Annotated in this window: 28 protein-coding genes; 7 read left to right on the forward strand and 21 right to left on the reverse strand. The window is 68.1% G+C overall.

Annotated features, from left to right (window positions below; all coding sequences use genetic code 11):
- Positions 1–31: 31 nt before the first annotated feature.
- Positions 32–988: an alpha/beta fold hydrolase gene (locus AC1RR5_RS22010; RefSeq protein ID WP_492925043.1), complete on the reverse strand. Its 957-nt coding sequence runs from the start codon at positions 986–988 to the stop codon at positions 32–34.
- 60 nt (positions 989–1048) lie between these two features.
- The gene (locus AC1RR5_RS22015; protein ID WP_492925045.1) at positions 1049–1891 is read right to left on the reverse strand and encodes a M23 family metallopeptidase; all 843 of its coding nucleotides are present in this window, start codon (positions 1889–1891) and stop codon (positions 1049–1051) included.
- A gap of 336 nt (positions 1892–2227) precedes the next feature.
- Between AC1RR5_RS22015 and AC1RR5_RS22020 the strand changes: the two genes are divergently transcribed.
- Positions 2228–2590 (forward strand): UrcA family protein, encoded by a 363-nt coding sequence (locus tag AC1RR5_RS22020; RefSeq protein ID WP_492925047.1) that lies wholly within the window; start codon positions 2228–2230, stop codon positions 2588–2590.
- A 167-nt stretch (positions 2591–2757) separates the two neighbouring features.
- On the opposite strand, the gene AC1RR5_RS22025 is transcribed toward AC1RR5_RS22020, so the two are convergent.
- From AC1RR5_RS22025 to AC1RR5_RS22055, 7 genes are all read right to left on the reverse strand, one after another.
- Positions 2758–4179 (reverse strand): NAD(P)(+) transhydrogenase (Re/Si-specific) subunit beta, encoded by a 1422-nt coding sequence (locus AC1RR5_RS22025; protein ID WP_492925049.1) that lies wholly within the window; start codon positions 4177–4179, stop codon positions 2758–2760.
- A gap of 28 nt (positions 4180–4207) precedes the next feature.
- Positions 4208–4543, reverse strand: coding sequence for a proton-translocating transhydrogenase family protein (locus tag AC1RR5_RS22030; protein ID WP_099581343.1), 336 nt, complete (start codon positions 4541–4543; stop codon positions 4208–4210).
- A 25-nt stretch (positions 4544–4568) separates the two neighbouring features.
- On the reverse strand, positions 4569–5711 hold the full coding sequence (locus AC1RR5_RS22035) for a Re/Si-specific NAD(P)(+) transhydrogenase subunit alpha (protein ID WP_492925051.1): 1143 nt from the start codon (positions 5709–5711) through the stop codon (positions 4569–4571).
- 118 nt (positions 5712–5829) lie between these two features.
- Positions 5830–6060 carry an aa3-type cytochrome c oxidase subunit IV gene (locus AC1RR5_RS22040; protein ID WP_295113935.1) on the reverse strand — a complete coding sequence of 77 codons (231 nt, stop codon included), beginning with the start codon at positions 6058–6060 and terminating at the stop codon, positions 5830–5832.
- A gap of 64 nt (positions 6061–6124) precedes the next feature.
- Entirely contained in the window at positions 6125–7060 is a 936-nt protein-coding gene (locus tag AC1RR5_RS22045) for a glycosyltransferase family 9 protein (protein WP_492925282.1), read from the reverse strand.
- A 56-nt stretch (positions 7061–7116) separates the two neighbouring features.
- Positions 7117–8040 carry an alpha/beta fold hydrolase gene (locus AC1RR5_RS22050; RefSeq protein WP_492925053.1) on the reverse strand — a complete coding sequence of 308 codons (924 nt, stop codon included), beginning with the start codon at positions 8038–8040 and terminating at the stop codon, positions 7117–7119.
- Complete coding sequence (locus AC1RR5_RS22055) at positions 8033–8512, reverse strand: PaaI family thioesterase (protein ID WP_492925055.1); 480 nt, start codon at positions 8510–8512, stop codon at positions 8033–8035. The genes AC1RR5_RS22050 and AC1RR5_RS22055 overlap by 8 nt, the downstream gene beginning before the upstream one ends.
- Before the next feature lie 91 nt (positions 8513–8603).
- Here AC1RR5_RS22055 and AC1RR5_RS22060 point away from each other — a divergent pair, with 91 nt between their 5' ends.
- Complete coding sequence (locus tag AC1RR5_RS22060) at positions 8604–9104, forward strand: RNA polymerase sigma factor (RefSeq protein ID WP_492925057.1); 501 nt, start codon at positions 8604–8606, stop codon at positions 9102–9104.
- Positions 9094–9693 (forward strand): hypothetical protein, encoded by a 600-nt coding sequence (locus AC1RR5_RS22065; RefSeq protein ID WP_492925059.1) that lies wholly within the window; start codon positions 9094–9096, stop codon positions 9691–9693. Before AC1RR5_RS22060 ends, AC1RR5_RS22065 begins: the two co-directional genes overlap by 11 nt.
- Here AC1RR5_RS22065 and AC1RR5_RS22070 read toward each other — a convergent pair.
- Both AC1RR5_RS22070 and AC1RR5_RS22075 read right to left on the reverse strand, forming a co-directional pair.
- Complete coding sequence (locus AC1RR5_RS22070) at positions 9690–11045, reverse strand: ABC1 kinase family protein (RefSeq protein WP_492925061.1); 1356 nt, start codon at positions 11043–11045, stop codon at positions 9690–9692. The genes AC1RR5_RS22065 and AC1RR5_RS22070 overlap by 4 nt on opposite strands.
- 6 nt (positions 11046–11051) lie before the next feature.
- The gene (locus AC1RR5_RS22075) at positions 11052–12842 is read right to left on the reverse strand and encodes a M3 family oligoendopeptidase (RefSeq protein ID WP_492925063.1); all 1791 of its coding nucleotides are present in this window, start codon (positions 12840–12842) and stop codon (positions 11052–11054) included.
- A 98-nt stretch (positions 12843–12940) separates the two neighbouring features.
- Between AC1RR5_RS22075 and AC1RR5_RS22080 the strand changes: the two genes are divergently transcribed.
- Entirely contained in the window at positions 12941–13384 is a 444-nt protein-coding gene (locus tag AC1RR5_RS22080; protein ID WP_492925065.1) for an META domain-containing protein, read from the forward strand.
- Here AC1RR5_RS22080 and AC1RR5_RS22085 read toward each other — a convergent pair.
- Entirely contained in the window at positions 13381–14031 is a 651-nt protein-coding gene (locus AC1RR5_RS22085; RefSeq protein ID WP_492925067.1) for a hypothetical protein, read from the reverse strand. The two genes, AC1RR5_RS22080 and AC1RR5_RS22085, sit on opposite strands and share 4 nt — an antisense overlap.
- 4 nt (positions 14032–14035) lie before the next feature.
- Positions 14036–14407 carry an MmcQ/YjbR family DNA-binding protein gene (locus AC1RR5_RS22090; RefSeq protein ID WP_492925069.1) on the reverse strand — a complete coding sequence of 124 codons (372 nt, stop codon included), beginning with the start codon at positions 14405–14407 and terminating at the stop codon, positions 14036–14038.
- Positions 14408–14554: 147 nt separating this feature from the next.
- Here AC1RR5_RS22090 and AC1RR5_RS22095 point away from each other — a divergent pair, with 147 nt between their 5' ends.
- Complete coding sequence (locus tag AC1RR5_RS22095) at positions 14555–16027, forward strand: sigma-54-dependent transcriptional regulator (RefSeq protein ID WP_492925071.1); 1473 nt, start codon at positions 14555–14557, stop codon at positions 16025–16027.
- A gap of 11 nt (positions 16028–16038) precedes the next feature.
- Entirely contained in the window at positions 16039–16134 is a 96-nt protein-coding gene (locus AC1RR5_RS22100; protein ID WP_454717928.1) for a hypothetical protein, read from the forward strand.
- Between the two features lie 30 nt (positions 16135–16164).
- Here the strand turns inward: AC1RR5_RS22100 and AC1RR5_RS22105 are convergent, their stop codons facing one another.
- The 7 genes from AC1RR5_RS22105 to ykgO form a co-directional block, all read right to left on the reverse strand.
- Positions 16165–16665 (reverse strand): hypothetical protein, encoded by a 501-nt coding sequence (locus AC1RR5_RS22105; protein WP_492925073.1) that lies wholly within the window; start codon positions 16663–16665, stop codon positions 16165–16167.
- 221 nt (positions 16666–16886) lie between these two features.
- The gene (locus AC1RR5_RS22110) at positions 16887–17375 is read right to left on the reverse strand and encodes a hypothetical protein (protein ID WP_492925075.1); all 489 of its coding nucleotides are present in this window, start codon (positions 17373–17375) and stop codon (positions 16887–16889) included.
- 73 nt (positions 17376–17448) lie between these two features.
- Positions 17449–17790: a hypothetical protein gene (locus AC1RR5_RS22115; RefSeq protein ID WP_492925077.1), complete on the reverse strand. Its 342-nt coding sequence runs from the start codon at positions 17788–17790 to the stop codon at positions 17449–17451.
- A gap of 47 nt (positions 17791–17837) precedes the next feature.
- On the reverse strand, positions 17838–18107 hold the full coding sequence (gene gapR / locus AC1RR5_RS22120; protein WP_172269802.1) for a nucleoid-associated protein GapR: 270 nt from the start codon (positions 18105–18107) through the stop codon (positions 17838–17840).
- A gap of 75 nt (positions 18108–18182) precedes the next feature.
- Positions 18183–19058: an NAD(P)-dependent oxidoreductase gene (locus tag AC1RR5_RS22125; RefSeq protein ID WP_492925079.1), complete on the reverse strand. Its 876-nt coding sequence runs from the start codon at positions 19056–19058 to the stop codon at positions 18183–18185.
- Positions 19059–19080: 22 nt separating this feature from the next.
- Positions 19081–19698 carry an HAD family hydrolase gene (locus tag AC1RR5_RS22130; RefSeq protein WP_492925081.1) on the reverse strand — a complete coding sequence of 206 codons (618 nt, stop codon included), beginning with the start codon at positions 19696–19698 and terminating at the stop codon, positions 19081–19083.
- Entirely contained in the window at positions 19698–19823 is a 126-nt protein-coding gene (ykgO, locus tag AC1RR5_RS22135; protein WP_004616427.1) for a type B 50S ribosomal protein L36, read from the reverse strand. The genes AC1RR5_RS22130 and ykgO overlap by 1 nt, the downstream gene beginning before the upstream one ends.
- A gap of 208 nt (positions 19824–20031) precedes the next feature.
- On the opposite strand from ykgO, the gene AC1RR5_RS22140 reads away from it, so the two are divergent.
- Positions 20032–21330, forward strand: a complete 1299-nt coding sequence (locus AC1RR5_RS22140) for a lytic murein transglycosylase (RefSeq protein WP_492925083.1) — start codon at positions 20032–20034, stop codon at positions 21328–21330.
- Here the strand turns inward: AC1RR5_RS22140 and AC1RR5_RS22145 are convergent.
- Entirely contained in the window at positions 21320–22165 is an 846-nt protein-coding gene (locus AC1RR5_RS22145; protein WP_492925085.1) for an aldose 1-epimerase, read from the reverse strand. The two genes, AC1RR5_RS22140 and AC1RR5_RS22145, sit on opposite strands and share 11 nt — an antisense overlap.
- Positions 22166–22209 lie beyond the last annotated feature (44 nt).

Here is a 22209-nt window from a genome sequence, read left to right on the forward strand (position 1 = left end):
CTCCCCCGAATCGACCGATCCTCTGGTTGTATCAGCCCTTCTTGTAAGCGTCGGCCACGAAGGCGACCGCGCGAACGATGTGGTCGGCGAAGCGGCGGCCGATCAGCAGGGTGTGAGTCGCGGCCTCGACATGGTCGACCAGGCCGTGCCGTGAACGACGGGCCGGCGCGGCCTGCATCTCCTTGCGCAGCTCGCGTCCCGCCACCGGACCGGCGGTGACCACCGCGACGGGCCACTTGGGATCGAAGTCCGGCTGCTGGGCGGCCTGGTCCGAGGCCTCCTTCCACAGGCCGACCTCTTCGGCCGAGGTGCGGTTATGGCGACCATTGGCGAAGGCCCAGCCCTTCTCGGCCTTGGCGGCCGGCGGCAGGTCGATCTTGTCGCCCAGCCTAGTGTGGACCAGCGGCTTGTAGAGACCCAGCGAGGCCCCGCGCGCGGCCCACTTGGAGACATTGGCGAAGGTCTTGATGAAGCCCTGCATCTGCGGGTTTTGGGCCGCCTCGGGCGTGGCGGCGTCGACCAGGACGATGCCGGCGATCTTGTCGGGGTTGCGGCCGGCATATTCGCGCAGGCGCAGGCCCGCCATCGAGTGGCCGACCAGGATGTAGGGGCCGGGCTCGCCCGAGGCGGCCACCAGCTTCTCGAAGTCGGTGACGATGGCGATGCCGTCGCGCGGGCTGGGGCCCTTGGGCGAGAAGCCCATGCCGGCCCGGTCATAGGCGCACGAGCGCCAGCCGGCGGCGGTCAGGGCTTCCTGGGTTCCGCCCCAGTCGGCAGCGAAGCCGAAGGCGCCGGCCTCCAGCCAGACCACGGGACGGTCGCTCTTGGGGCCTTCGCAGACCAGCCGCAGCGCGCGGCCCGGCTCGATCTCGACCAGTTGGCCTCGCATCTTGGGCGCGCCGACGGCGCTCACTACGCCGCCCACGGCGATGTACGAAACCAACAGCAGGGCCAAGCCCGCGACGCCGCGACCGAGAAACTGGATCATGCCGTCCAATGTAGTGACGCTTTGTGACGCGTCGAGACGCGTTGCACAGGGAACGGAGCTTTAGGTCGTCGAGCCTGCCGAAGCGCTCACCGCCTGGACGGCCGGCGCCGGAACCGTGGCGACCGGGATGGTGGCGCGGACACGGCCGTTCTTCAGGCGGGCGACCTTGACGCCGCCGGGCGCGGTCCCGGCCTTGGCCAGAACGCCGGGCGGCCACTTCGAGACCGTGGCCTTGTGCACCTTGCGCGAAACGCGGCCGGCCGCCTTCAGCGGCAGGTCCGAGGCCTCGGCGAAGCTGCGGTCCAGGAAGAAGCTCGGGTTCAGGGCCTTGTCGCCCTTGCGGATCTCGAAATGCAGGTGCGAGCCGGTCGAACGGCCCGAATTGCCGACGAAGGCGACCGTATCGCCGCGATGCAGATAGGCGCCGCGCTTGACGCCCGCCGCCGGCTTGGCGAGGTGGGCGTAGAGGGTGGTCAGGCCGCCCTTGTGCATCACCAGGACATAACGGCCGTACGAGGCGCTGAGACCCGTGGCCTTGACCACGCCATCGGCGGCGACCTTGACCGCCGCGCCGCCGGGGGCGGCGATGTCGACGCCCTCGTGCAGACGGCCGTTCTCTTCCCAGGGCAGCTGGCGCAGGCCGAACGGCGAATTGATCACGCGGCCCGGCAGCGGCGCGCCGAACTGGAAGGCGGGCGGCGGCGTCTCGGGCTCGGCGTCTTCGGCCTGGGCCTCGACCGGCGCGACGGCTGGCGCCGGCGCGGCGACGGGCGCGGTCCGCGCCACCCAGTCGCCCAGGGCCAGCGCGCCGTTCAGGGTCCCCGCCATCGCGGCGACGCCCAGCATGGTGATGAAGGCGACGCGCAGGTGTTGAGGCGGGACAGCCAGGCTCTTGGAGATCAAACCGCTACCTCTTCGACGTTCGGTCAGTCGAGAGGACCGCGCGCAGGCGGCTTTACTCTCATACCTGACCTTTCGGCTTGGTGAATGGCGGCGGTCTATGAAGGTCGCATGGGGCGAAAACAGGGCGCAGCTTAACCATTCATTCACCACGCAGCGCAGCTTGCATGCCGACATCAAGAATAAATGCAAACATTACACCAAGTTCACTTCATTAAACGCGCTTCACTTCTTTAATTACACGTCATGAATGAGTCGTAACGGGACTTCGAGAGCTCTGGCGAGTACTCAATATTCATCGGCGCACAAGAACAGCGCCCAGCCAGAGGGATCTTCGAAATGCGCAAGTTCATCATGAGCCTGACCACCGTCGCCAGCCTGAGCCTGGCCGCCGTGCCGGTCCTGGGCCTGACTCAAGCCGCCAACGCCGCCGAGCGCGGCGAGCCGGGCGACCCGTCGATCACCGTCTCCTTCGCCGACCTGAACCTGGCCAACCCCGCCCAGGCCAAGATCTTCAAGGCCCGCGTCCAGTCCGCCGGCGAAACCGTCTGTCGCGCCAAGATGAACCGTGGCGAGCTGCAATCCAGCGTCCGCGCCTGCGTCACCGAAGCCCGCCAGGACGCCGAGCGCCAGCTGTCGCAACGCCACCGCAACGCCCTGGCCCTGGCCAAGACCGCCCCGGTCGAAGTCGCCGCCCAGTGATCGCAGGACCGACAAGTTTCAGTACCGCGTACCCCAAAACTCCCCACCTCCCCGCACCCCGCGACAGAGGCCCCAGGTAACCCTGGGGCCTCTGTTTCGTTTGGCGCACGAAAAAGGCCCCGGCGTTTCCGCCGGGGCCTTCGTCGCTCGTAGCGGTGGAAGAAGCCTTAGAGCCCCTTCACGATGCCTTCGACCATCTTCTTTGCGTCGCCGAACAGCATCATCGTGTTGTCGCGGAAGAACAGCTCGTTCTCGACGCCGGCATAGCCCGAGGCCATGCCGCGCTTGATGAAGAGGACAGTGCGGGCCTTTTCGACCTCCAGGATCGGCATGCCGTAGATGGCGCTGGTCGGGTCGGTCTTGGCGGCCGGGTTGGTGACGTCGTTGGCGCCGATCACGAAGGCCACGTCGGCCGTCGAGAACTCGCTGTTGATGTCCTCCAGTTCGAAGACTTCGTCATAGGGGACGTTGGCTTCGGCCAGCAGCACGTTCATGTGGCCCGGCATCCGGCCCGCGACGGGGTGGATCGCGTACTTCACCTCGACGCCCTCTTCCTTCAGCTTGTCGCACATCTCGCGAAGGATGTGCTGGGCCTGGGAGACGGCCATGCCGTAGCCGGGGACGATGATGACCTTGGACGCGTTCTTCATGATGAAGGCCGCGTCGTCGGCCGAGCCCTGCTTGACCGGACGGCTCTCGACCTTGCCGCCGGGGCCGGCCGAAGCCGCCGCGTCGGCGCCAAAGCCGCCCAGGATCACCGAGACGAACGAGCGGTTCATGCCCTTGCACATGATGTAGGACAGGATCGCGCCCGACGAACCGACCAGAGCGCCGGTGATGATCAGGGTGGTGTTTTCCAGCGTGAAGCCCAGGGCCGCCGCCGCCCAGCCGGAATAGCTGTTCAGCATCGACACCACGACCGGCATGTCCGCGCCGCCGATCGGGATGATCAGGGTGACGCCGATCAGCAGGCTGAGGGCGAAGATGCCCCAGAAGGCCCAGATCGCCGAACCGCCCGAGATCACCAGCACCACGACCAGGGCCACGATGCCCAGGGCGATGGCGATGTTCAGCAGGTGACGGGCCGGCAGCAGGATCGGCGCGCCGCCCATGTTGCCGTTCAACTTGGCGAAGGCGATGACCGAACCGGTGAAGGTGATGGCGCCGATGGCCAGGCCCAGCGACAGCTCGATCAGGCTGTTGAGGTGGATGGCGCCGTCCTCGCCCACGATGCCATAGGCGGCGGGCGTGTAGATGGCGGCCACGGCCACCAGACAGGCGGCCATGCCGACTAGGCTGTGGAAGGCGGCGACCAGCTGCGGCATCGAGGTCATGGCGACCTTGCGGGCGATGATCGCCCCGACCGCGCCCCCGACGGCGACGCCGCCCAGGATCAGGCCCAGGGTGACGACGTCCAGCGCGCCCTGGCTCCACAGGGTGGCCAGGGTGGTGCCGACGGCGATGGCCATGCCGATCATGCCGTTACGGTTGCCCGTCTGGCTGGTCACAGGACTGGAGAGGCCACGCAGCGCGAGGATGAAGAGCACCCCCGAGACGATGTAGAGAATGGCGGCGAGATTGGCGTTCATTGTTCTATTTCCCCCTGCTCTCTGCCGCTCACTTCTTCTCTTTCTTCTTGTACATCGCCAGCATGCGCTGGGTGACCAAGAAGCCGCCGAAGATGTTGACCGCCGCGAAGGCCGCGGCGAGCGTGCCGGCCCCCTTGGAGATCCAGGTCGAGCCGGCGACGGCGCCGCCGGCCAAGTCGGAATTGGCGCCATGGGCCGCGGCGGCCAGCAGGGCGCCGACGATGATCACCGACGAAATGGCGTTGGTGACGGCCATCAGCGGCGTGTGCAGCGCGGGCGTCACGCTCCAGACGACGTAGTAGCCGACGAAGATGGCGAGCACGAAGATCGCCAGACGGAACACTGTGGGGTCAACGGCTTCCATGGGAGCCTCCCTTCTGTTGGTGCGCTTAGGCGGTCTTCAGGTTCGGATGGACGATCGCGCCGTCACAGGTGACGACGGCGGCCTGCAGGATCTCGTCCTCGAAGTTGGGGGCGAAGGCGCCCTCCTTCGTCGTGAACAGGGTCGCCAGGGCCACCAGGTTGCGGGCGTAGAGCGCGCTGGCGTCGGTGGCGATGCGGCCCGGCAGGTTGGCGTGACCGAGGATCTTGGCGCCGTTGGCGGTGACCACGGCCTCGTTCAGCTTGGCGCCTTCGACATTGCCGCCCTGCTCGATGGCCAGGTCGACCAGGATCGAGCCAGCCTTCATCGACGCCACCTGGGCGGCGCTGACCAGCTTCGGCGCCGGACGGCCCGGGATCAGGGCCGTGGTGATGACGATGTCCTGCTTGGCGATGTGCGAGGAGACCAGTTCGGCCTGCTTGGCCTGGTATTCCTTGGACATTTCCTTGGCGTAGCCGCCGGCGGTCTGGGCGTTCTTGAACTCTTCGTCCTCGACGGCCAGGAACTTGGCGCCCAGCGACTCGACTTGCTCCTTGGTGGCCGGACGCACGTCGGTGGCGGTGACCACCGCGCCCAGGCGGCGAGCCGTGGCGATGGCCTGCAGGCCGGCGACGCCCACGCCCATGATGAACACCTTGGCCGCGGCGACGGTGCCGGCGGCGGTCATCATCATCGGCAGGGCCTTGCCATAGGCCTCGGCGCCTTCGATCACGGCGCGATAGCCGGCCAGGTTGGCTTGCGAGGACAGCATGTCCATCACCTGCGCGCGGGTGATGCGCGGGATGAATTCCATGGCGATCGCGGTCGCGCCGGCCTTGGCCAGGGCGTCCAGCGTTTCCTTGTCCTGGTACGGATTGAGCGCGGCGGCGACGATCGCGCCTTTCTTGAGGGCCGCGATCTCGGCCGACTCGGGCGCGCGCACCTTGAACAGGACGTCAGCGTCCTTCAGGGCGTCCTTGGCGGTCTTGGCGATCGTGGCACCAGCCGCCTCGTATTCGGCGTCGAAATAGGACGCGGCCGTCCCCGCCCCCGCCTGAACCACCACCGAGAAGCCGGCAGCGCCGAGCTTCTTGACGGTTTCAGGCGTGGCCGCGACCCGCGTTTCGTTCGCGCGGGTCTCTTTTGTGACGGCAATAACGGCCATCGGCATACCCCTCCCCAGAGCGCTGTTTGCTCACCAGCATGAGGCGCTCTGTAGGGGATAGTCTTGCCTCTTGTCGAGGCATGACGTGCAGGTCAGGGAAAAATTATGCCGATGTCTACCGGTGTCAGTGGGCCGGAACGGGCTTATCACGCAGGAAGAAGATGCCCGCGGCCAGCAGCACCACGGCGGCGATAGCGCTACCAATGAAACCGGTCGGGGTGCAGAACAGCAGCGTGATGAACAGCAGCAGGACGGCGACGCCCAGCGAGCCCCACTTGGTCATACCGTTGAACGCGGCGAACGTCGCCGCTTGTTCCGAAATGTCCATCTCACCGCGGTGATAATCGCCGGCCATGTGTCGTCCTTGGAAGCAAAAGGGAGATACCGAGCCCGCCCGATACAACGGGGGGGCTTAAGGCTCAAGCGGGCGAATTGCCCCAGCCTTCCTTAAGGAAGCGGCTGCGCACGGCGGAGGCGGCCTGATCGACGGAGATGTCCGCGATTCGACCTTCCCCGCCGTCCAGGCGCGAGAGCCAGCGGGAATAGGCCGGGACAGGCGCGGTGCCCATCAGGCCGACGCAGGGCGTGCCGACTGCGGCGGCGACGTTCAGCGCGCCGGAGTCGTTGCCCAGGAAGCCGGCCGATAGCGAGATGAGCGCCGCCGACTGGTCGAGAGACAGGTCACAGGCGACGACATTGCCCGGCAGCTCGCCGATCGCAGCTCTTGCTGTCTCGGCCTCATGCGGGCCGCCAACCCAGAACACCGTGCCGAAGAGATCGGAGAGGCGCTTGGCCGTCTCGGCGAAGCGCTCGGCCGACCAGGTGCGGGCGGGTTCGCTGGCGCCGATGCCGAGGCTGAGCCACGGGCCGGGCTTATCGGCGTACTTGGCCTTCACGGCCTCGATGGCTTTGGGGTCGAGCCTCAATTCGGGCTCGCGGCTCTTCACCACCAGGCCGTGGGCCTTCTCGAAGGCCTCCAGCTTGTCGATCCGGTGGGCCGGCCGCATGGACTTCGGCAGGTACGGTCCGGTGGTCAGGAAGCTCTCCTGGCCGTGCCCCAGGCCAAATCCCCGGCGCTCGGGCACGCCAGCCAGGAAGGCGGCGATGGCGGGACGGTCGATCTTCTCGAGGATCCACACCGCGCGCGGCTTCTCGGCCTTGCAGAGGCGGAAGAAGTCCAGGGTCTCGCGGACTCCCTTCAGCTTGCCCTTGTAGTTCGGGGCGTGCAGCACGCGCGCGACCGTCGGCTCGACCGCCAGCACCTCGGACGCCCGGCTGGCGGGCCGCGCGACCAGCACCACCTTGCCCTCGGGCGTCGTCGCCGCGATCGCCCGGATGGTCGGCAGGTGCCACATCAGGTCGCCGATCCCACGATCGGGCGTGTAGACGAGAACGGGGCCGGCCACGGCGCTTAGGCCCAGGCCGCCAGCAGTCCGCGAAGCCCGGCCACGAAGGCCAGGGGCTGGTCGATCATCACGTGGTGGTCGGCGTCGGGCAGGGGCAAGAGCAGCACGTCCTTGGGCATTTGCTCCAGCATATAGTCCAAGGTGTCGCTGCGCATCAGGTTCGACTGCTCGCCCCACATCAGCGCTGCCGGGCAGGCGATCTGCGGCAACAGCAGGCCCAGATCCGGCATCCGGAAATTGTGCCAGAGGTCGGGGTCGAACTTCCAGGTCCAGCCGCCCTCGACTTCCTTCAGAGACCGCCGCGCGATGAAGTCGGCGATGTAGAGGTTCTCGCAGGGCTGCGGCGGGGCCAGGCGGAAGCGGTTCAGGCCTTCCTCCAGGGTCGGATAGACCCGAGCGCCCTGCCCCGAGCGTGGCGGCGGGCCTTTCCAGCGTTTCTCGGGCGGCTGGATGCTGCTGTCGACCATGATCGCGCCGCGCAGGCGTTCGGGATGGCGCGCCGCGCAGTACAGGGTCGGGAAGCCGCCGAACGAGTGGCCGACCACGATCGGCTTCTCGCCGCCGGCTTGAAGACCAGCGGCCTCGACAGCCGAAAAGATCTCGGCCGCGAACAGCTCGGCGGTGTAGGCCTCGCGCCAGTCGCTGCCCCCCATGCCCGACCACGAGATCGCCGCCACACGCCAGTCCTTGGCGAAGAACGGCGCGATGAAGCTCCACCAGTCGGCGTGGGCGCCGTTGCCGTGCAGGAACAGCAGGCCCGGCTTGCCGACCTCGCCCCAGGTCAGGAGCTCGATCTCGACGCCCTCGACGGCGATCCTAGAGCGCTCGGGCTCCTGGGCGATGGCCGCGTCGAACCAGGCCGGCGCGGGCGGGGGCTCGCCGTGGAACGGCGCGAGCAGCGAAGCGGGCTGAGTCTGATCGTCAGCCACCGGCGGCCTCCTTATAGGCCAGTTCGCCGGGCCGCGGCTTGCGGGGGCTGAGCGCCTTGAAGACGCCGGTGCCGGTGATCAGGGTCCGGTCGCCGGCCCAGATGCGGCCGCGCACGGTGAAGAGGAGATCCTCCTCGCCGATCAGTTCGCCCTCGCCTTCCACCCAGTCGCCCAGCTTGGCGCCCGACAGGAAGTCGCACATCAGCCGTACCGTCACCCAGCTGTAGGACTTCTGCAGCGAGATGATCCGCCCCCAGGCCATGTCGGCGAAGCTCATCAGCATGCCGCCGTGGCAGTTGCCCAGGCCATTGGTGTGGTGCTCCTCGACCCGGAAGGCCAGGCGCGCCTGGCCGGGACCTTCGCGGTGCTCGAACAACGGCCCGATCTGGCGGCCAAAGCCTCGGGACCAGTTCAGCTGGCTGAAGCCGTCGGGGATCGCGCCGGTCTGGGCGTCTGTCAGGTCGTCGGACATGTGGTCAGGCTAACGAGCGTTTGAAAAAAGAAAAGCCTTCCGTAAGGACGACGGTCCGGCCGGCATCTAGCCTTTCGAAACAGGGGGACTGATGGCGCGCGCCGAAGACGATTTCGCGAACTGGCTGGCGCCGCATCTGCCGATGCTGCACCGGACGGCCCGCGCCTTCGCCGCCCCGGACGACCAGCACGACCTGCTGCAGGAACTGACCCTGGCGCTGTGGAAGGCGCGGCCGAGGTTTGACGATGTCAGCTTGGCGGGCGCTTTCGCCTACCGCGTGGCCCACAACGCCGCCCTCACCTGGCGGCGCGGCGAGACCCGGCGGCGACTGCGCGGCGTGGCGATCGAGGCCGAGCTGCTGACGCGCGACGCCGGGACCGATCCGCAAGAGGCCCTGCTGGAGCGCCTCTACGCCGCCATCCGCCAGCTGGAGCCGGTGGAGCGGTCGCTGATCCTGCTGTCGCTGGACGGGGTCTCGTACGCCGAGATCGCCCGCCTGCACGGCCTGACCGAAACCAATGTCGGGGCGCGCCTGACTCGTATCCGCCAGCGCGCCTCAAGCCTCGTGGAGGAGGCCGGCAATGGACTTTGAAAACCTTGAAGCCGCCTGGCGCTCGCCGGCCAACACGCCGGACGACCGCGCCCAGGCCTATCTGATGGAGGAAGTCATGAAGACGCTGAAGGCTCGCCGCCGTGGCGAACTGCTACTGTTCGCCCTGCCCGTGATCGCCATGTCGATCTTCACGACCGTCGCGGTCCAGTCGGTCATCTCGGGCCGCCTGGACCTGGCGCGAGAGTGGGGCGCCATGGCCATGCTGGGCGTCTGCTGGCTGATCCTGGCGGCGGTGCTGGTCGCCGGCATCCTGCTGCGCCACCGGCGGTGCGCGGACCGCGGCTCCATGCGCGACACGCTCTCGGCCATGCTGTCGGCAAACCGCCGGGCGCGGACCAATGTGAGGATCTTCTGGATGATGCTGCCCGTGTTCTTCGCGCCGACTGTCCTGGCCGTCGCCCAGTTGCACGACGTCGGCAAGGCCACCGAGCGGGATACCTGGCAGATGCTGTTCGTGTTCGGCGTCGCCCTGATCGCCAGCGTCGGCTGGAACACCGGCCGCTACTTCTGGGTCATGAAGCCCGAGCAGCGGCGGCTGGAGGGGCTGCTCAGCGAGTACGAGCGCTAGAGCCCGACCGCGCCGAGCGCAGCCCGCTGCCGCTCGGCCACGGCCTCTTCGGAGAACCCCTCCAGCGAGGCCTCGAACAGCTGCTTCCAGTTATGGCTGGCGCCCAAGTGCAGGAAGGCCGCGCCCAGGCCGATGGCCGCCCGGTCCATGAACACGAACTCGCGGGGGATGGTCACCGGCCCCTTGGCCTTCAGGGCCTGGCGCACCTTGAAGGCCTCGCGGCGACCGTACTCGCCGGGCGGAACGTCGTCAGCGACGGTGCGGACCCGATCGTCCAGCAGCGGGCCATAGATGAAGCGGGCCCAGACGTTCAGGGTGTCGACCAGGTCGTCGTTCAATCCGGTGAAGCCCCAGCTGCGATAGGACTCCATCTGCTCAGCGCGGTCGTCGTTGGACAGGGCGCGATAGAGCCGCACCACCCCGGCCACGAACTTCGGCGGAAAGACGCGGATGCAGCCGAAATCCAGCAGATTGAGATGCGCCGCGCCCTCGCCGCCAAAGCTGTAGTTGCCCAGGTGCGGGTCGCCGTGGATGACGCCCAGGTGGGTCATCGGGCTCCACCAGGCCTCGAACAGCAGGGCGGCGATGCGGTCGCGGACCTCTTGCGGCGCACTCTTGAAGGCCAGCAGACCCTGGCCGTCCAGCCAGGTCATCGACAGCAGGCGGCCGGTGGATAGCTCCGGAACTGGCGTCGGCGTTCTGATGTCGTCGCGGCCGGCGAAGAAGTTGGCATACACGGCCATCATCTTGGCTTCGCGCTCGTAGTCGAGCTCCTCGCGCAGGCGGTCGCCGATCTCGACGATCATCTCGGTCGGGTCGATCGAGCCGTCCATGCGCTTGAACAGGCCGATCAAGGCGCGCAGCTGGCCCAGGTCGCTTTCGACCGCGCTCTGCATGTCGGGGTACTGCAGCTTCACGGCGATGGCCCGGCCGTCGTGGGTGGTGGCGCGGTGCACCTGGCCCAGCGAGGCGGCCGCGGCGGCCTCGTGCTCGAAGCTCTTGAACTTGCCCTGCCAGTCCGCGCCCAGCTCGGCCGCCATGCGCCGCCGCACGAACGGCCAGCCCATGGCCGGCGCGTTGGTCTGGAGCTCGGCGAACTCCTTGGCGAACTCGGGCGGCAGCAGGTCGGGCACCGTGGCGAACATCTGGGCCGCCTTCATCAGCGGGCCCTTCAGTCCGCCCAGCGCGGCCTTCAGCGCCTTGGCGTTGCGAGCGTTGGCGTCGTCGCCAGCGAAGACCCGGTTGGCCCCATAGCTGACGGCCGCGCCCGACAATCCCGCCCCCACCTTGGCGAAGCGGGAGAGACGACCGGAGAGCCGGTCGCGTTCGGGGTCACGGACGTCATCCGCCATGTCAGGTCACACCAGGGCTTCGAACTCGTCCACCAGCCGCTCCAGCTGCGCGCAGCCGGCGGCCCAGAACGCCTTGTCCCTCGGGTTCAGGCCGAAGGGCTTCAAGGCCTCGACATAGGTGCGCGTGCCACCCGCCGCGAGGAGGTCCTCGTACAGCGGCGCGAATTTCGCCGGATCCTCGCGGCGCTTCTCCATCAGGCCGCGCACCAGCAGGTCGCCGAACGCATAGGCGTAGACGTAGAAAGGCGCGTGGCAGAAGTGGCTGACATAGGCCCAATAGTGCTCGTAGCCCGCGTTCAGCTTGACGGCCGGACCCAGGCTCTCGCCCATCACCTCCAGCCACAGGCCGCCGATCTGGTCGGGCGACAGCTCGCCCTCCTGACGAGCCTCGTGGAACCGGCGCTCAAAACGGTGGAAGGCGATCTGGCGGACCACGGTGTTGAGGCCGTCCTCGATCTTGCCGGCCAGCAGCTTCTTGCGGTCTTCGGGCGAGGCCTCGGCCAGCAGGCGGTCGAACACCAGGCCCTCGCCGAAGATCGAGGCCGTTTCGGCCAGGGTCAGGGGCGTGTCGGCCAGCAGGGTGCCCAGCGGCTGGCACAGGGTCTGGTGGACGGCGTGGCCCAGCTCATGGGCCAGGGTCAGCACGTCACGCCGCTCGCCCATGTAGTTCATGAACACGAACGGGTGGCGGTCGGCGGTCACCGGATGGGCGAAGGCCCCCGACTGCTTGCCCGCACGCGGGCGGGCGTCGATCCACGGCCGGTCGAAGAACACGCGGGCGGCGTCGGCGAACTTGGGCGCCAGGTCCTGGAAGCTCTCCAGCACCATGCCCTTGGCCTCGTCCCAGGCGTAGGCGCGCGGGGCGGCGGCGTCGAGCGGCGCGTTGCGGTCCCAATAGTCCAGGCTGTCGCGGCCCATGACCTTGGCCTTCAGCGCGTAATAGCGGTGCGACAGGCGCGGATAGGCCTCGACCACCGCCTGTTCCAGCGCGTCGACGGCGTCGCCATCGACCTCGTTGGCCAGGTGGCGCGACTGGGCCGGGGTCTCGTAGTGGCGCCAGCGATCCTCGACCTGCTTCTCGAAGGCCAGGGTGTTGAGCACCAGGGCCTGGGTCGAGCCGCGCTCCTCCAGCGCCTTGGCCAGGCCGTCGGCGGCGGCCTTGCGGCGCGCGACGTCGGGGTCGGACAGGCGGTTGAGCGCCTCGGGCAGGGTCAGGGTCTCGTCGCCGGCCTTGGCGGTCAGCTTGGCCAGCGTCTCGTCATACAGGCGCACCCAGTTGGCGACGGCCGGGGCCTTGTCGACGATGAAACGCTCCAGCTCCGGCGACAGCTCGTGCGGCCGCGACAGGCGCACGCGGCGCAGCCACGGCGTCCAGCGGGCGGCGTCGGGATGGGCCTTCAGCGCGGCGGCGATCTCGCCGTCTTCCAGCTGGTTCAGTTCCAGCGTGAAGAACAGGCTCTCGGCGGCGATCTGCGACGAGCGGGCGCGCAGGTCGCCCTCGAACTTGGCCCAGGCCGGATCGTCGCGCGAGACCGAGGCGGCCAGGCCCGCATAGGCGCCGACACCCCACAGGCCGTTGGTCGCCTGCTCGTACAAGGTGATCCCGCGGTCCAGCAGCACGCCCAGGCGCTGCGGCTCCTTGCGGGCCTCCAGGAACATGCCCTCCAGCGAGGCCAGCTCGTCATTGGCGGCCTTGGCGGCGGAGAGGTCGGTCTCGATACGCGGATCGTCCCGCCCGACATACAGGTCGGCCAGGTTCCATTCGGGCGGGGCGTCGGGCTTGAAGGGGGCGTTCATGGATCTGGAAATAGGCCTCCGCGCCGGGGTGGCGCAATCATTTAGCCCGCGTTTAACGCCCCACACGCGATAAGGGCGCGGACGTTGAGGAAAACCCATTGTCGAGCTTCAAACTCTGGCGCGACGGACTGATGCTGGCGGCGCTGATCTTCGGCGGCGCGCTGCTGCTGCTGTCCAGCGTCGGGTTCGAGACGACCTGGACGCTCGAGCGCTGGAATGGCGCGGCGGTCGCACCCGACGCGCTTCAGGTCCGCTTCGACCGCCAGCGCCGGACCAGCTTCACCCTGCTGGTCGACAGCGCCATGCCCGCCAAGCGCGACCGGGCGCGGCTGACCACGGCCTGCGGGCGCTACGACACGGACTACGCGCGCAGCCTGGGCAAGATCGCGGTCGATCCGCTCTCGCACGCCTCTTGCCCGAACGACCGGGTCCTGCTGGATACTTTCAGCCGTGCTGCTCGCTACAAGCTCGGCGACGGCCAGATGACCCTGACCACGCCCGACGGCCAGAGCCTGGTCTTCCGGCGGACGGGGCCGCTCTAGGCGGGTTGTTTCCTGTAGGGTTCGGCCATCCAGGCGGCGATGCAGGTGACCAGATAGGCGACCAGGGGCGAACCGCCCAAGGACAGCCGCCCCTCGCCGAGCGGCGACAACATCGGCACGATCTGCAGGAACAGCAGGAAGGTCAGGAAGGCCAAGACGCCGACCCAGCCCCGGCCCTCCTGGCCGCGCCGCCAGCCCCAGGCCGCGCCGGCCAGGGCCAGCAGGCCCAGCTCCAGCACCTGCTCGGGCAACGGGTAGTTCCAGAGGCCCAGACCCACCTTCGGCTCGCCCCACAGCAGCGGCAGGTCCGGCCGATGGACCAGGAAGTCGAGGATCCAGTGGGAGAAGACGGCCAGGCCGATGAACAGGCCCGCGCGCCGGGGCAGCTTCAACAACAGCATCAGCCCCGCCCCGACCGCGATCGACCAGAGCACCGCCGCCGGCAGGCTGTGGGTATAGGGCATGTAACTCAGCACCAGCGAACTGCCGGGCAGGCCGGGATCGACGCTGGCCTTCTCGACGCCGGCGAGGATCAGCCCGCTCCAGGCGATGTCGATGGCCTGGCAGCCCAGCACATAGGACCACAGGGGCGCGCGCGGCTCGACCGCCCGGGCGGCCAGAGCCGCCGCATAGTGTCCAACGAACATGCCCCTACACCTCGTACCTTTTGGCGATCGGCTTGGGGGCCACGATCTTCCAAGCCTGGCGCAGGAGTCCAGCCAGCTCGTCGGCTTCGATCTGCGAAAGTCGGACCAGCACCGCGGGATAGCCGCGATAGTGATCATCGGTGAAAAACCGCTCGGGCGCGACCTCCAGCAGCAGCTCCTTGGTGTCCATCGTGCAGCGGATGGCGACGACGCCGGGGACCAGCACGCGCTTGGCCTTGGGCGCCGGGCGCGCCAGATAGGCCCAGGCCAGGCCCTTGCCGCCGACCTCGAACCCGAACTGGCCGCTGTCGCTGACCGCGCCGGCCACCTCGGGCAGGGCCAGGGCCAGCGCCTGCAGTTGCTCCGCACTCACCATGCCCGCCTCCCCGCAACACCCTGTTAAGCCTAAAGCTTAAGGTTCTGGGCACGTCTCCGAAAGCCGGTGTTTACCCCCCTGCTGTATCACTCTGAACCAACAAGAGCCCTGCTCCATGGGAGCGAGGCCGGTGATGGTGGATGCCCAATGACCAAAACGGTCCTTGTCGTCGATGACGACCCGACACAACGTCGGCTGATCCAGGCGGTGCTCGAGCGCGACGGTTTCGCGGTCTCGCACGCCGAGGGCGGCGACGCGGCGATCGCGCACCTGACGTCCGGCGCTCCGGCCGATGTCATCCTGCTCGACCTCGTCATGCCCGGCCTGACCGGCCAGGAAACGCTGAAGGAAATGCGCGCCCGCGGCTTCACCCAGCCCGTGATCGTGCTGACCGCCAGCGGCGGCGTCGACACCGTGGTCAAGGCCATGCAGGCCGGGGCCGCCGACTTCTTCATCAAGCCCGCCTCTCCGGAGCGGATCACCGTCTCGATCCGCAACGCCCTGTCGATGGGCGACCTGAAGGGCGAGGTCGAGCGCCTGACCAAGCGCGCCGGCGGCAAGACCACCTTCGCGGACCTGATCGGCGGCTCGCCGATCATGTCGATGGTCAAGCGCATGGGCGAACGCGCCGCCAGGAGCGGCATCCCGGTGCTGATCACCGGCGAAAGCGGCGTCGGCAAGGAGCTGCTGGCCCGCGCGGTGCATGGCTCCTCGGACCGCGCCGGCAAGCCGTTCGTAGCCGTCAACTGCGGCGCCATCCCCGAGAACCTCGTCGAGTCGATCCTGTTCGGCCACGAGAAGGGCTCGTTCACCGGCGCTTCCGACAAGCACCTGGGCAAGTTCAAGGAAGCCGACGGCGGCACCCTGTTCCTCGACGAAGTCGGCGAGCTGCCGCTGGACGTCCAGGTCAAGCTGCTACGCGCGCTGCAAGAGGGCGAGATCGATCCGATCGGCTCCAAGCGTTCGCTGAAGGTCGATGTCCGCATCGTCTCGGCCACCAATCGCGACCTGCAGCAGGCTGTCTCGGCCGGCCGCTTCCGCGAGGACCTCTATTACCGCCTGAACGTCTTCCCGCTGGAGGCCCCGTCCCTGCGCGAGCGTCGCGAGGACATCCCGGCCCTGGTCGAGGCGTTCATCCGCCGCTTCAACGTCGAAGAGGGCAAGCGCGTCATCGGCGCCTCGCCCGAGACCCTGCAGCTGCTGACCGCCTTCGACTGGCCCGGCAATGTGCGCCAGCTGGAAAACACCATCTATCGCGCCATCGTGCTGGCCGACGCGCCGTACCTGCAGCCCTACGACTTCCCGGCCATCTCGGGCCTGGCGGCGCCGATTGAGGCCGTCTCGGTCGCGCCGGCCCCGCCGCCGGCCGCCCTGCTGCAAGCCGCGCATGCCGCCATGTCCGCCCCTACGACGGCGGCCGAGGCCCCGGTGCGAATCCTCGACGACCGCGGTCATCTGCGGACGCTGGAAGACATCGAGCGCGACCTGATCCAGCACGCGATCGACGTCTATGCCGGTCATATGAGCGAAGTGGCCCGCCGTCTCGGCATCGGCCGCTCGACCCTGTATCGCAAGGTCCGCGAGCAGGGCATCGAAGTCGACATGAAGGAAGCGGGTTGATGGCGAGCTTGATGATCTTCCGACCCATCTCGCGCGAGCAGCGCCTGAAGGCGCTGCTGAAGCCGGCCCGCCCCGTGTCGTCAAAGCCGACGACGGTGCGAGCCTAGGGCTTCTTCTCTAGCTAGTGACCCAGAAAGCTAGTGACCCGGAGCGACCAGGCTGAGGCTCGGTCGCTCTTCGTCGTCCTGGGCCTGATCGTCCAGCCGGATCCAGCCCGGACCCGAGCGCTTGGCCAGGCCTTCGACTTCCAGCTGCTCCAGCTCGCGGCCGACCGCGACCGGGGTCACGGGGCGGCTCCAGCGGTGATCCAGCTGGCGGGCGATCTCGGCCTCGTTGAGGCCCGGCGCCTGGGCCAGGGTCATCAGGATCATGTCGCGGGTCGAGCGCCCTCGTCGGCCGCGCTTTGTGGGCGTCGGGGCCTGCGGTTGCGGCGTCGGCGCGAAGGACTGAGCCGCGAAGGACGGGGGCTCGCCCGAGGACAGCCGCTCGGCCATGCCAGCCTGCTTCAGCGCGTCGAGCGCCAGGATGATCGCGCGCAGCTCGCTCTCGAATGGGGCCTGAGCCCGCCGCTGCGCCTCGATCATGCGGTTTTCCAGCTCCGCCTTGCGGCGCAGCAGATATTGATAGGTCGTTGCCATTGTCCCTATTCCGAAGGGCCGTGGTGTCCGCTCGGCGGCCGATCCAGGCTTTCGCCCGCGCGCATCGAGACTGAGGTCGCCGTGAGCAGCCGCGACCTAGAACCCCACAACAGGATAACTGTTAACTATTTACAATCATTCACATTTTCCGCCCGGATCGTTACCAAGACCTTAACAGTGATGGGCGAACGACAGTTTTTGGTAAGTCTTTGGGACAAACTTCAGGCTGTGCTTGTCATCTTTTCTCGTGACGTCGCAATCATGGCGATAGTGAGACCGACCAAGAACAGATGTGCAGCTAGACCATTGATGAAGCTTGACAATACGAATGGACCCCGGGGTCCGACCTGGGACAGGGGCAGCACGACATGGTTCATCACGACATAGGTGGCTGCACCGTATGCGATACCCATCAGCACGGGTCGGCGCGTTAACACTCTAAGCCTCTGACTGGCCACGACATAGACCGCGACCATCACCGCCATGATCGCGAAATGCAGGGCCAGGCCCAGGGCCGCGGTCTGCGCGCCGCCCTTGAAGGCCGCCTTGCCCAGCAGGCCGCTGGCGATCGACTGGAAGATCCGCTCGGGCGGCACGCCCTTGGTGATCCCCCACCAGAGGCAGGCGTCGGTGATGTCGAGGGCTCCGGCCACGATCGTGGCCAGCAGGATGGTCAGCGCGAGGTCGCGCCAGGACTTGCGGGTTTCCATGAGTTCTCTCCCCAGAACCTGAGGAGTTAACCGCGAAACCGTCGTGCAGACGTCCGGCCTGGTCGCGCGGCCGTCAGCCTTCGTCGCTTTCCGGCTCGGGCTCGGGTTCGGGCCGACCACGCCGCTGGAAACCCTTGCCGCGGCTCATGGGCTTTTTCTCGCCCTTGGCCTTACGGACGATCTCTTTCAGCTTGATGGTCTGGTTGCCCGACAGCGCCTGGCCGCGTCCGCCCTTTTCGGGATCGGCGAAGGCCCGGCCATAGGTCTCGACGCGCTGGGCGACGCTGGTCAGGAACTCGCCCTCCCATTCGGAGAGCTCGACGCCCGACTTCTCGGCCGCGCGCTTGGCCCGCTTGAGGGCGTTCAGCGCGGCCTTCTTGGCCTGTTCTTTAGGATCGGGCGGCTTGGCGCGCATGGCGGAGGACTATCCCCGACCCTGCACGCCAGCGCACCTTGAAAAACTTAGATCTCGCCGATGGCCGAGAGGTACAGGTCCAGGATCGCGTCCTCTTCCTGGCGCTTGGCGCGGTCCTGCTTGCGCAGGCGGACCACCTTCTTCAGCACCTTGACGTCGAAGCCGTTACCCTTGGCTTCGTTATAGACTTCCTTGATCTGCTCCATGATCTCGGCCTTTTCGACCTCGAGCCGCTCGACGCGGTCGACGATCGACTTCAGTTGGCCCTGGGCGGTGCTGTTCAGAACGTCGGCGTGGGGAACGGCGTCGTCGGCCATGCGGAGATCTCGCGAGAAGGCTGGAATTGGGAGGCGCGGAACCTAGTTCGAAGCCGCGCCCCTGGGAAGCGGGATTCAGCGACCTTCCACACGTCCTCGTGCGATCTCGGCCAGAGCGGCCAGATCGAGGTTCTTTTCGTCACCGGCAAGCAGTGACTCGAGGCTAGCCTCGGCCAGGTCGGCCAGCGGCATGGACAGGCCCTTGGCCTCGGCGGCGTCGAGCACCAGCCGCACATCCTTCAGGCCCAGCTCGGCCGCGAAGCCCGGCGGGGTGTAGCGGCGCTCGGCGATCATGCCGCCATAGATCTTGTAGATCGGCGCGGCGAACAGGGTGGAAGACAGCATGTCCAGCAGGTCGGGGGCTTCGACGCCATAGGCCTCGCCCAGCGCCACGGCCTCGCCCATGCTCTCGATGGCGGCGACGATCATGAAGTTGCCGGCCAGCTTCAGGGCGTTGGCGCGGACCGGATCCTCGCCCAGCGGCCAGACCTTGGCGGCCAGCAGGTCCAGCACCGGCTGGGCCTTGGCCACGGCGTCCGGCGCGCCGGCGGAAAGGACGTTCAGCCCGCCGGCCTGGGCCACCGGCGGACGGCCAAACACCGGGGCGGCGACATAGCCCAGGCCCAGTTCGGCGTGCAGGGCAGAAAGCTCGGCGGCCAGATCGGTCGAGATGGTGGCGTGGTTGACGTGGACGACGCCCTTTCTGGCCCGCGCCAGCACGCCGCTGTCGACCAGCACCTCGCGCATGGCCTTGTCATGGGCCAGCATGGTCAGGACGATGTCGGCGGCGAAGGCCTCGTCGACGGTCGCGGCGGGGATCGCGCCCTCGGCGGCCAGTTCGTCGACCATGGCCCGTGAGCGGTTCCACACCGTCACCGACACGCCCTTGCCCAGCAGATTGCGCACCATGGCCGCGCCCATGGCGCCCAGGCCGACGAAACCGACGTTCATGGCGAACTCCCTGTCCTGAGAATCAGAGCAGGCCGTGCTGCTCCACGGCTGCGCGAAGCTTGGCCGGATCGGTGAAGTGGTGGGTGTGGAAGCCGATGTCCATGGCCGCCTGGATATTGGCGGCGCTGTCGTCGACGAACAGCAGGTCGGCGGCTTGCAGGCCGGTGCGCTCCAGCACGATCTCGTAGATCCGCCGGGCCGGCTTGATCACGCCTTCGTCGCCAGAGACGATGGCGTCGCGGAAGAGACCGAAGTGGCTGGGCGAGATCGCCTGGACCGCCGGCCACTTGCTCTGGGGCATGTTGGTCAGGGCGAACTGCGGCACGTCACGCGCCGCCAGGGCGTCGATCACCGCGACGGTCTCGGGGATCGGGCCCGACAGCATTTCGGGAAAACGCTCGTCCCAGGCGCGGATCTGGTCCGCCTGCTCGGGGAAGCGTTCGATCAGCGGGGCGGCGTTCTCGGGGAAGCCGACGCCCTTGTCGTGCTCGACGTGCCAATCCAGGGTGCAGACATGCGAAAGGAACCGGTCGAGATCGGCCGGTTCCTTGAAGATCTTCGCATACAGTGCGCGGGGATCCCAGCGCACGATGACGTTGCCGACATCCCAGAGAACGGCTCTGGGACGGGCAGGCGTCATTAGCCTTGCTTGGCTTTGAAGCGCGGGTCGGTCTTGTTGATGATGTAGATGACGCCCTTGCGGCGAACCATCTTGCAGTCGCGGTGGCGACCCTTCAGCGACTTCAGCGAGCTGCGAACCTTCATGACCGTCTCTGTACTGTCGGCGGAGAGGTTCGGGCGCGTACAAGATGACGGCCGGAACATCCGGGGTGTTTCGGAGGCGGTGCGTATAAGTGCGACGCGCTCGGGAGTCAATGCGCTGTGGGATTTCCCTCAAAGGTTTGGGGGAACTTCACCCGTCTGGCGCGCTTGTGATTGAAGCTTTTACACGAACCCCGGTAGCTTTCGCCACATGGCCATGGATCGTCGCGTCTTTCTCGTCCTCTTGCTCGTCGGCTGCGCGGACACCTCTCCGCAGGGCCCGCTGACCGCTGTCAGCCCGCCGCCGCCGCCCGCGCCCCGCCCGCAACCCAGCGCGCCGACGCCGGGTCCGGCGACGCCCGTGCCGGCTGGCGAACTGGCCTTCGACACCTGGCTGCAGGACTTCCGCGTGCGCGCCCTGGCCGCCGGCCTGTCGCCCGCCCTGCTGGACCGCGAGCTGTCGGGCGTGACGCCCGATCCCAAGGTCATCAGCCTGGACAGCCGCCAGCCCGAATTCTCCAAGCCCGTCGGCGCCTATATCGCGGGCGTGATCAGCGACGACCGCGTGGCCGTGGGCCGGCGCAAGCGCGACGAGCTGGCCTTCCTGCCGACCATCGAGGCCCGCTATGGCGTGCCGCGCGACATCCTGCTGGCTGTCTGGGCCATGGAATCGGCGTTCGGCCAGCTGCAGGGCAATTTCGATGTCGTCCGCTCGATGGTCAGCCTGGCCGCCGACGGCCGCCGCCGCGCCTGGGCCGAGGGCGAACTGATCGCGGCCCTGAAGATCATCGATTCGGGCGAGGTCACCCGCGCCCAGCTCAAGGGCTCGTGGGCCGGGGCGATGGGCCAGACCCAGTTCATCCCGTCAAGCTACCGCGCGACGGCCGTCGACTTCGACGGCGACGGCAAGCGCGACATCTGGGGCTCGGACGCCGATTCTCTCGCGTCGGCCGCCAACCTGCTGGCTCGGGGCGGCTGGAAGCCCGGCGTGGGCTGGGCCAAGGAAGTGATCCTGCCGCAGGGCTTCGACTATTCGGTCACCGAGGTCGAAAAGCAGATCCCGGCCTGGTGGGAAGCCCGTGGCGTGCGCCGCGCCGACGGCCTGCCCTGGACGGCCCAGGACGCCGCCCAGCCGGCCATGCTGATCCTGCCCTCGGGCGCGGCCGGCCCGGCCTTCCTGGCCCTGCCGAACCACTTCGCGATCCGCACCTACAACAACTCGACGTCCTACGCCCTGGGCATCGGCCTGCTGGCCGACCGCTTCGCCGGCGGCGGGCCGCTGGTCACCGCCTGGCCGGTCGAGACGCCCCTGGCCCTGGCCGACCGGATGGCCGCCCAGATCGCCCTAGCCCGCGTCGGCTTCAATCCGGGTCCGGCCGACGGCGTCATCGGCGCCGGCACCCGCAAGGCTCTACGCGCCTGGCAGCAGAGCAACCAGCTGCCGGCCGACGGTTACCTGTCCAACGACATGGTCGCCCGACTGAAGGCTCAGGCCGGCATTACGCCGTAGCGACTTCCATCCAAATCGAGCGGCTCTGACCGGGCTGAAGCGTCACCATGCCGGTGTCCCCCTCCCCGAACGGGTTGGGGCGGCTGGCGCAGGGCTCGACGCAATAGTGGTCCAGGCCCGGCGGGATATAGACGTGCAGCCAGCGACACTCGGCCGAGGCGGTGACGATGGTGTCCGGCTGGCCCGGCGCGCTCAGCACCGCCCGCTGGTCCCAGCCGGTGTAGCAGTGGTCGATCAGCTTATGACCCGCGACGTCGGCGCCGGCCGCCCAGGCCGGCCCCCAGACGCCAGCGTGATGCACGGTCGGCAGCACGTCGGCGTCGATCAGCCAGACGCCGTCATTGGCCGCCTTCAGCGTCTCGCTCTCGCGGCGCGGGAAATAGGGGTGGAAGCCCAGGCCCGTCGGCATGGCGGCGTCGCCGGTGTTCGTCACGGTCAGCTCGATCCGCAGGCCCGTCTCGGACAGCACCAGGCGCTGCTCGGCGCGATAGGCCCACGGCCAGTCGCCGGGCGCGTGATGATAGGAGAGCACCGCTTCACCGCCCTCGGCCTTCTCCACCGTCCAGGCCGCCCGCCAGCCCTGGCCGTGCAGGGTGTGCGGATGGCCGCCCAGGTTCGGCGGCAGCACGACCTCGCGCCCCTCGAACGTGAAGCGGCCATTGGGGATGCGATTGCAGAACGGCGCCAGCGGGAAGCTCGACGCCGCCAGGGCGTCGGTCGCGCCGGCCGCCATCGGCCGCAGCACGTCACGCCCGCCGACCGTGAAGGCCGCGATCGCGCCGCCGACCTCGGGGGCCAGCACCAGGCGGGCCTGGCCCTGTTCGATCACGGTCATGGACGGCGCTCCTAGCTGTTAGCGGTCTCACTGCCTTGCGCCCT

Source organism: Caulobacter sp. GW821-FHT11E11 (assembly GCF_058808315.1).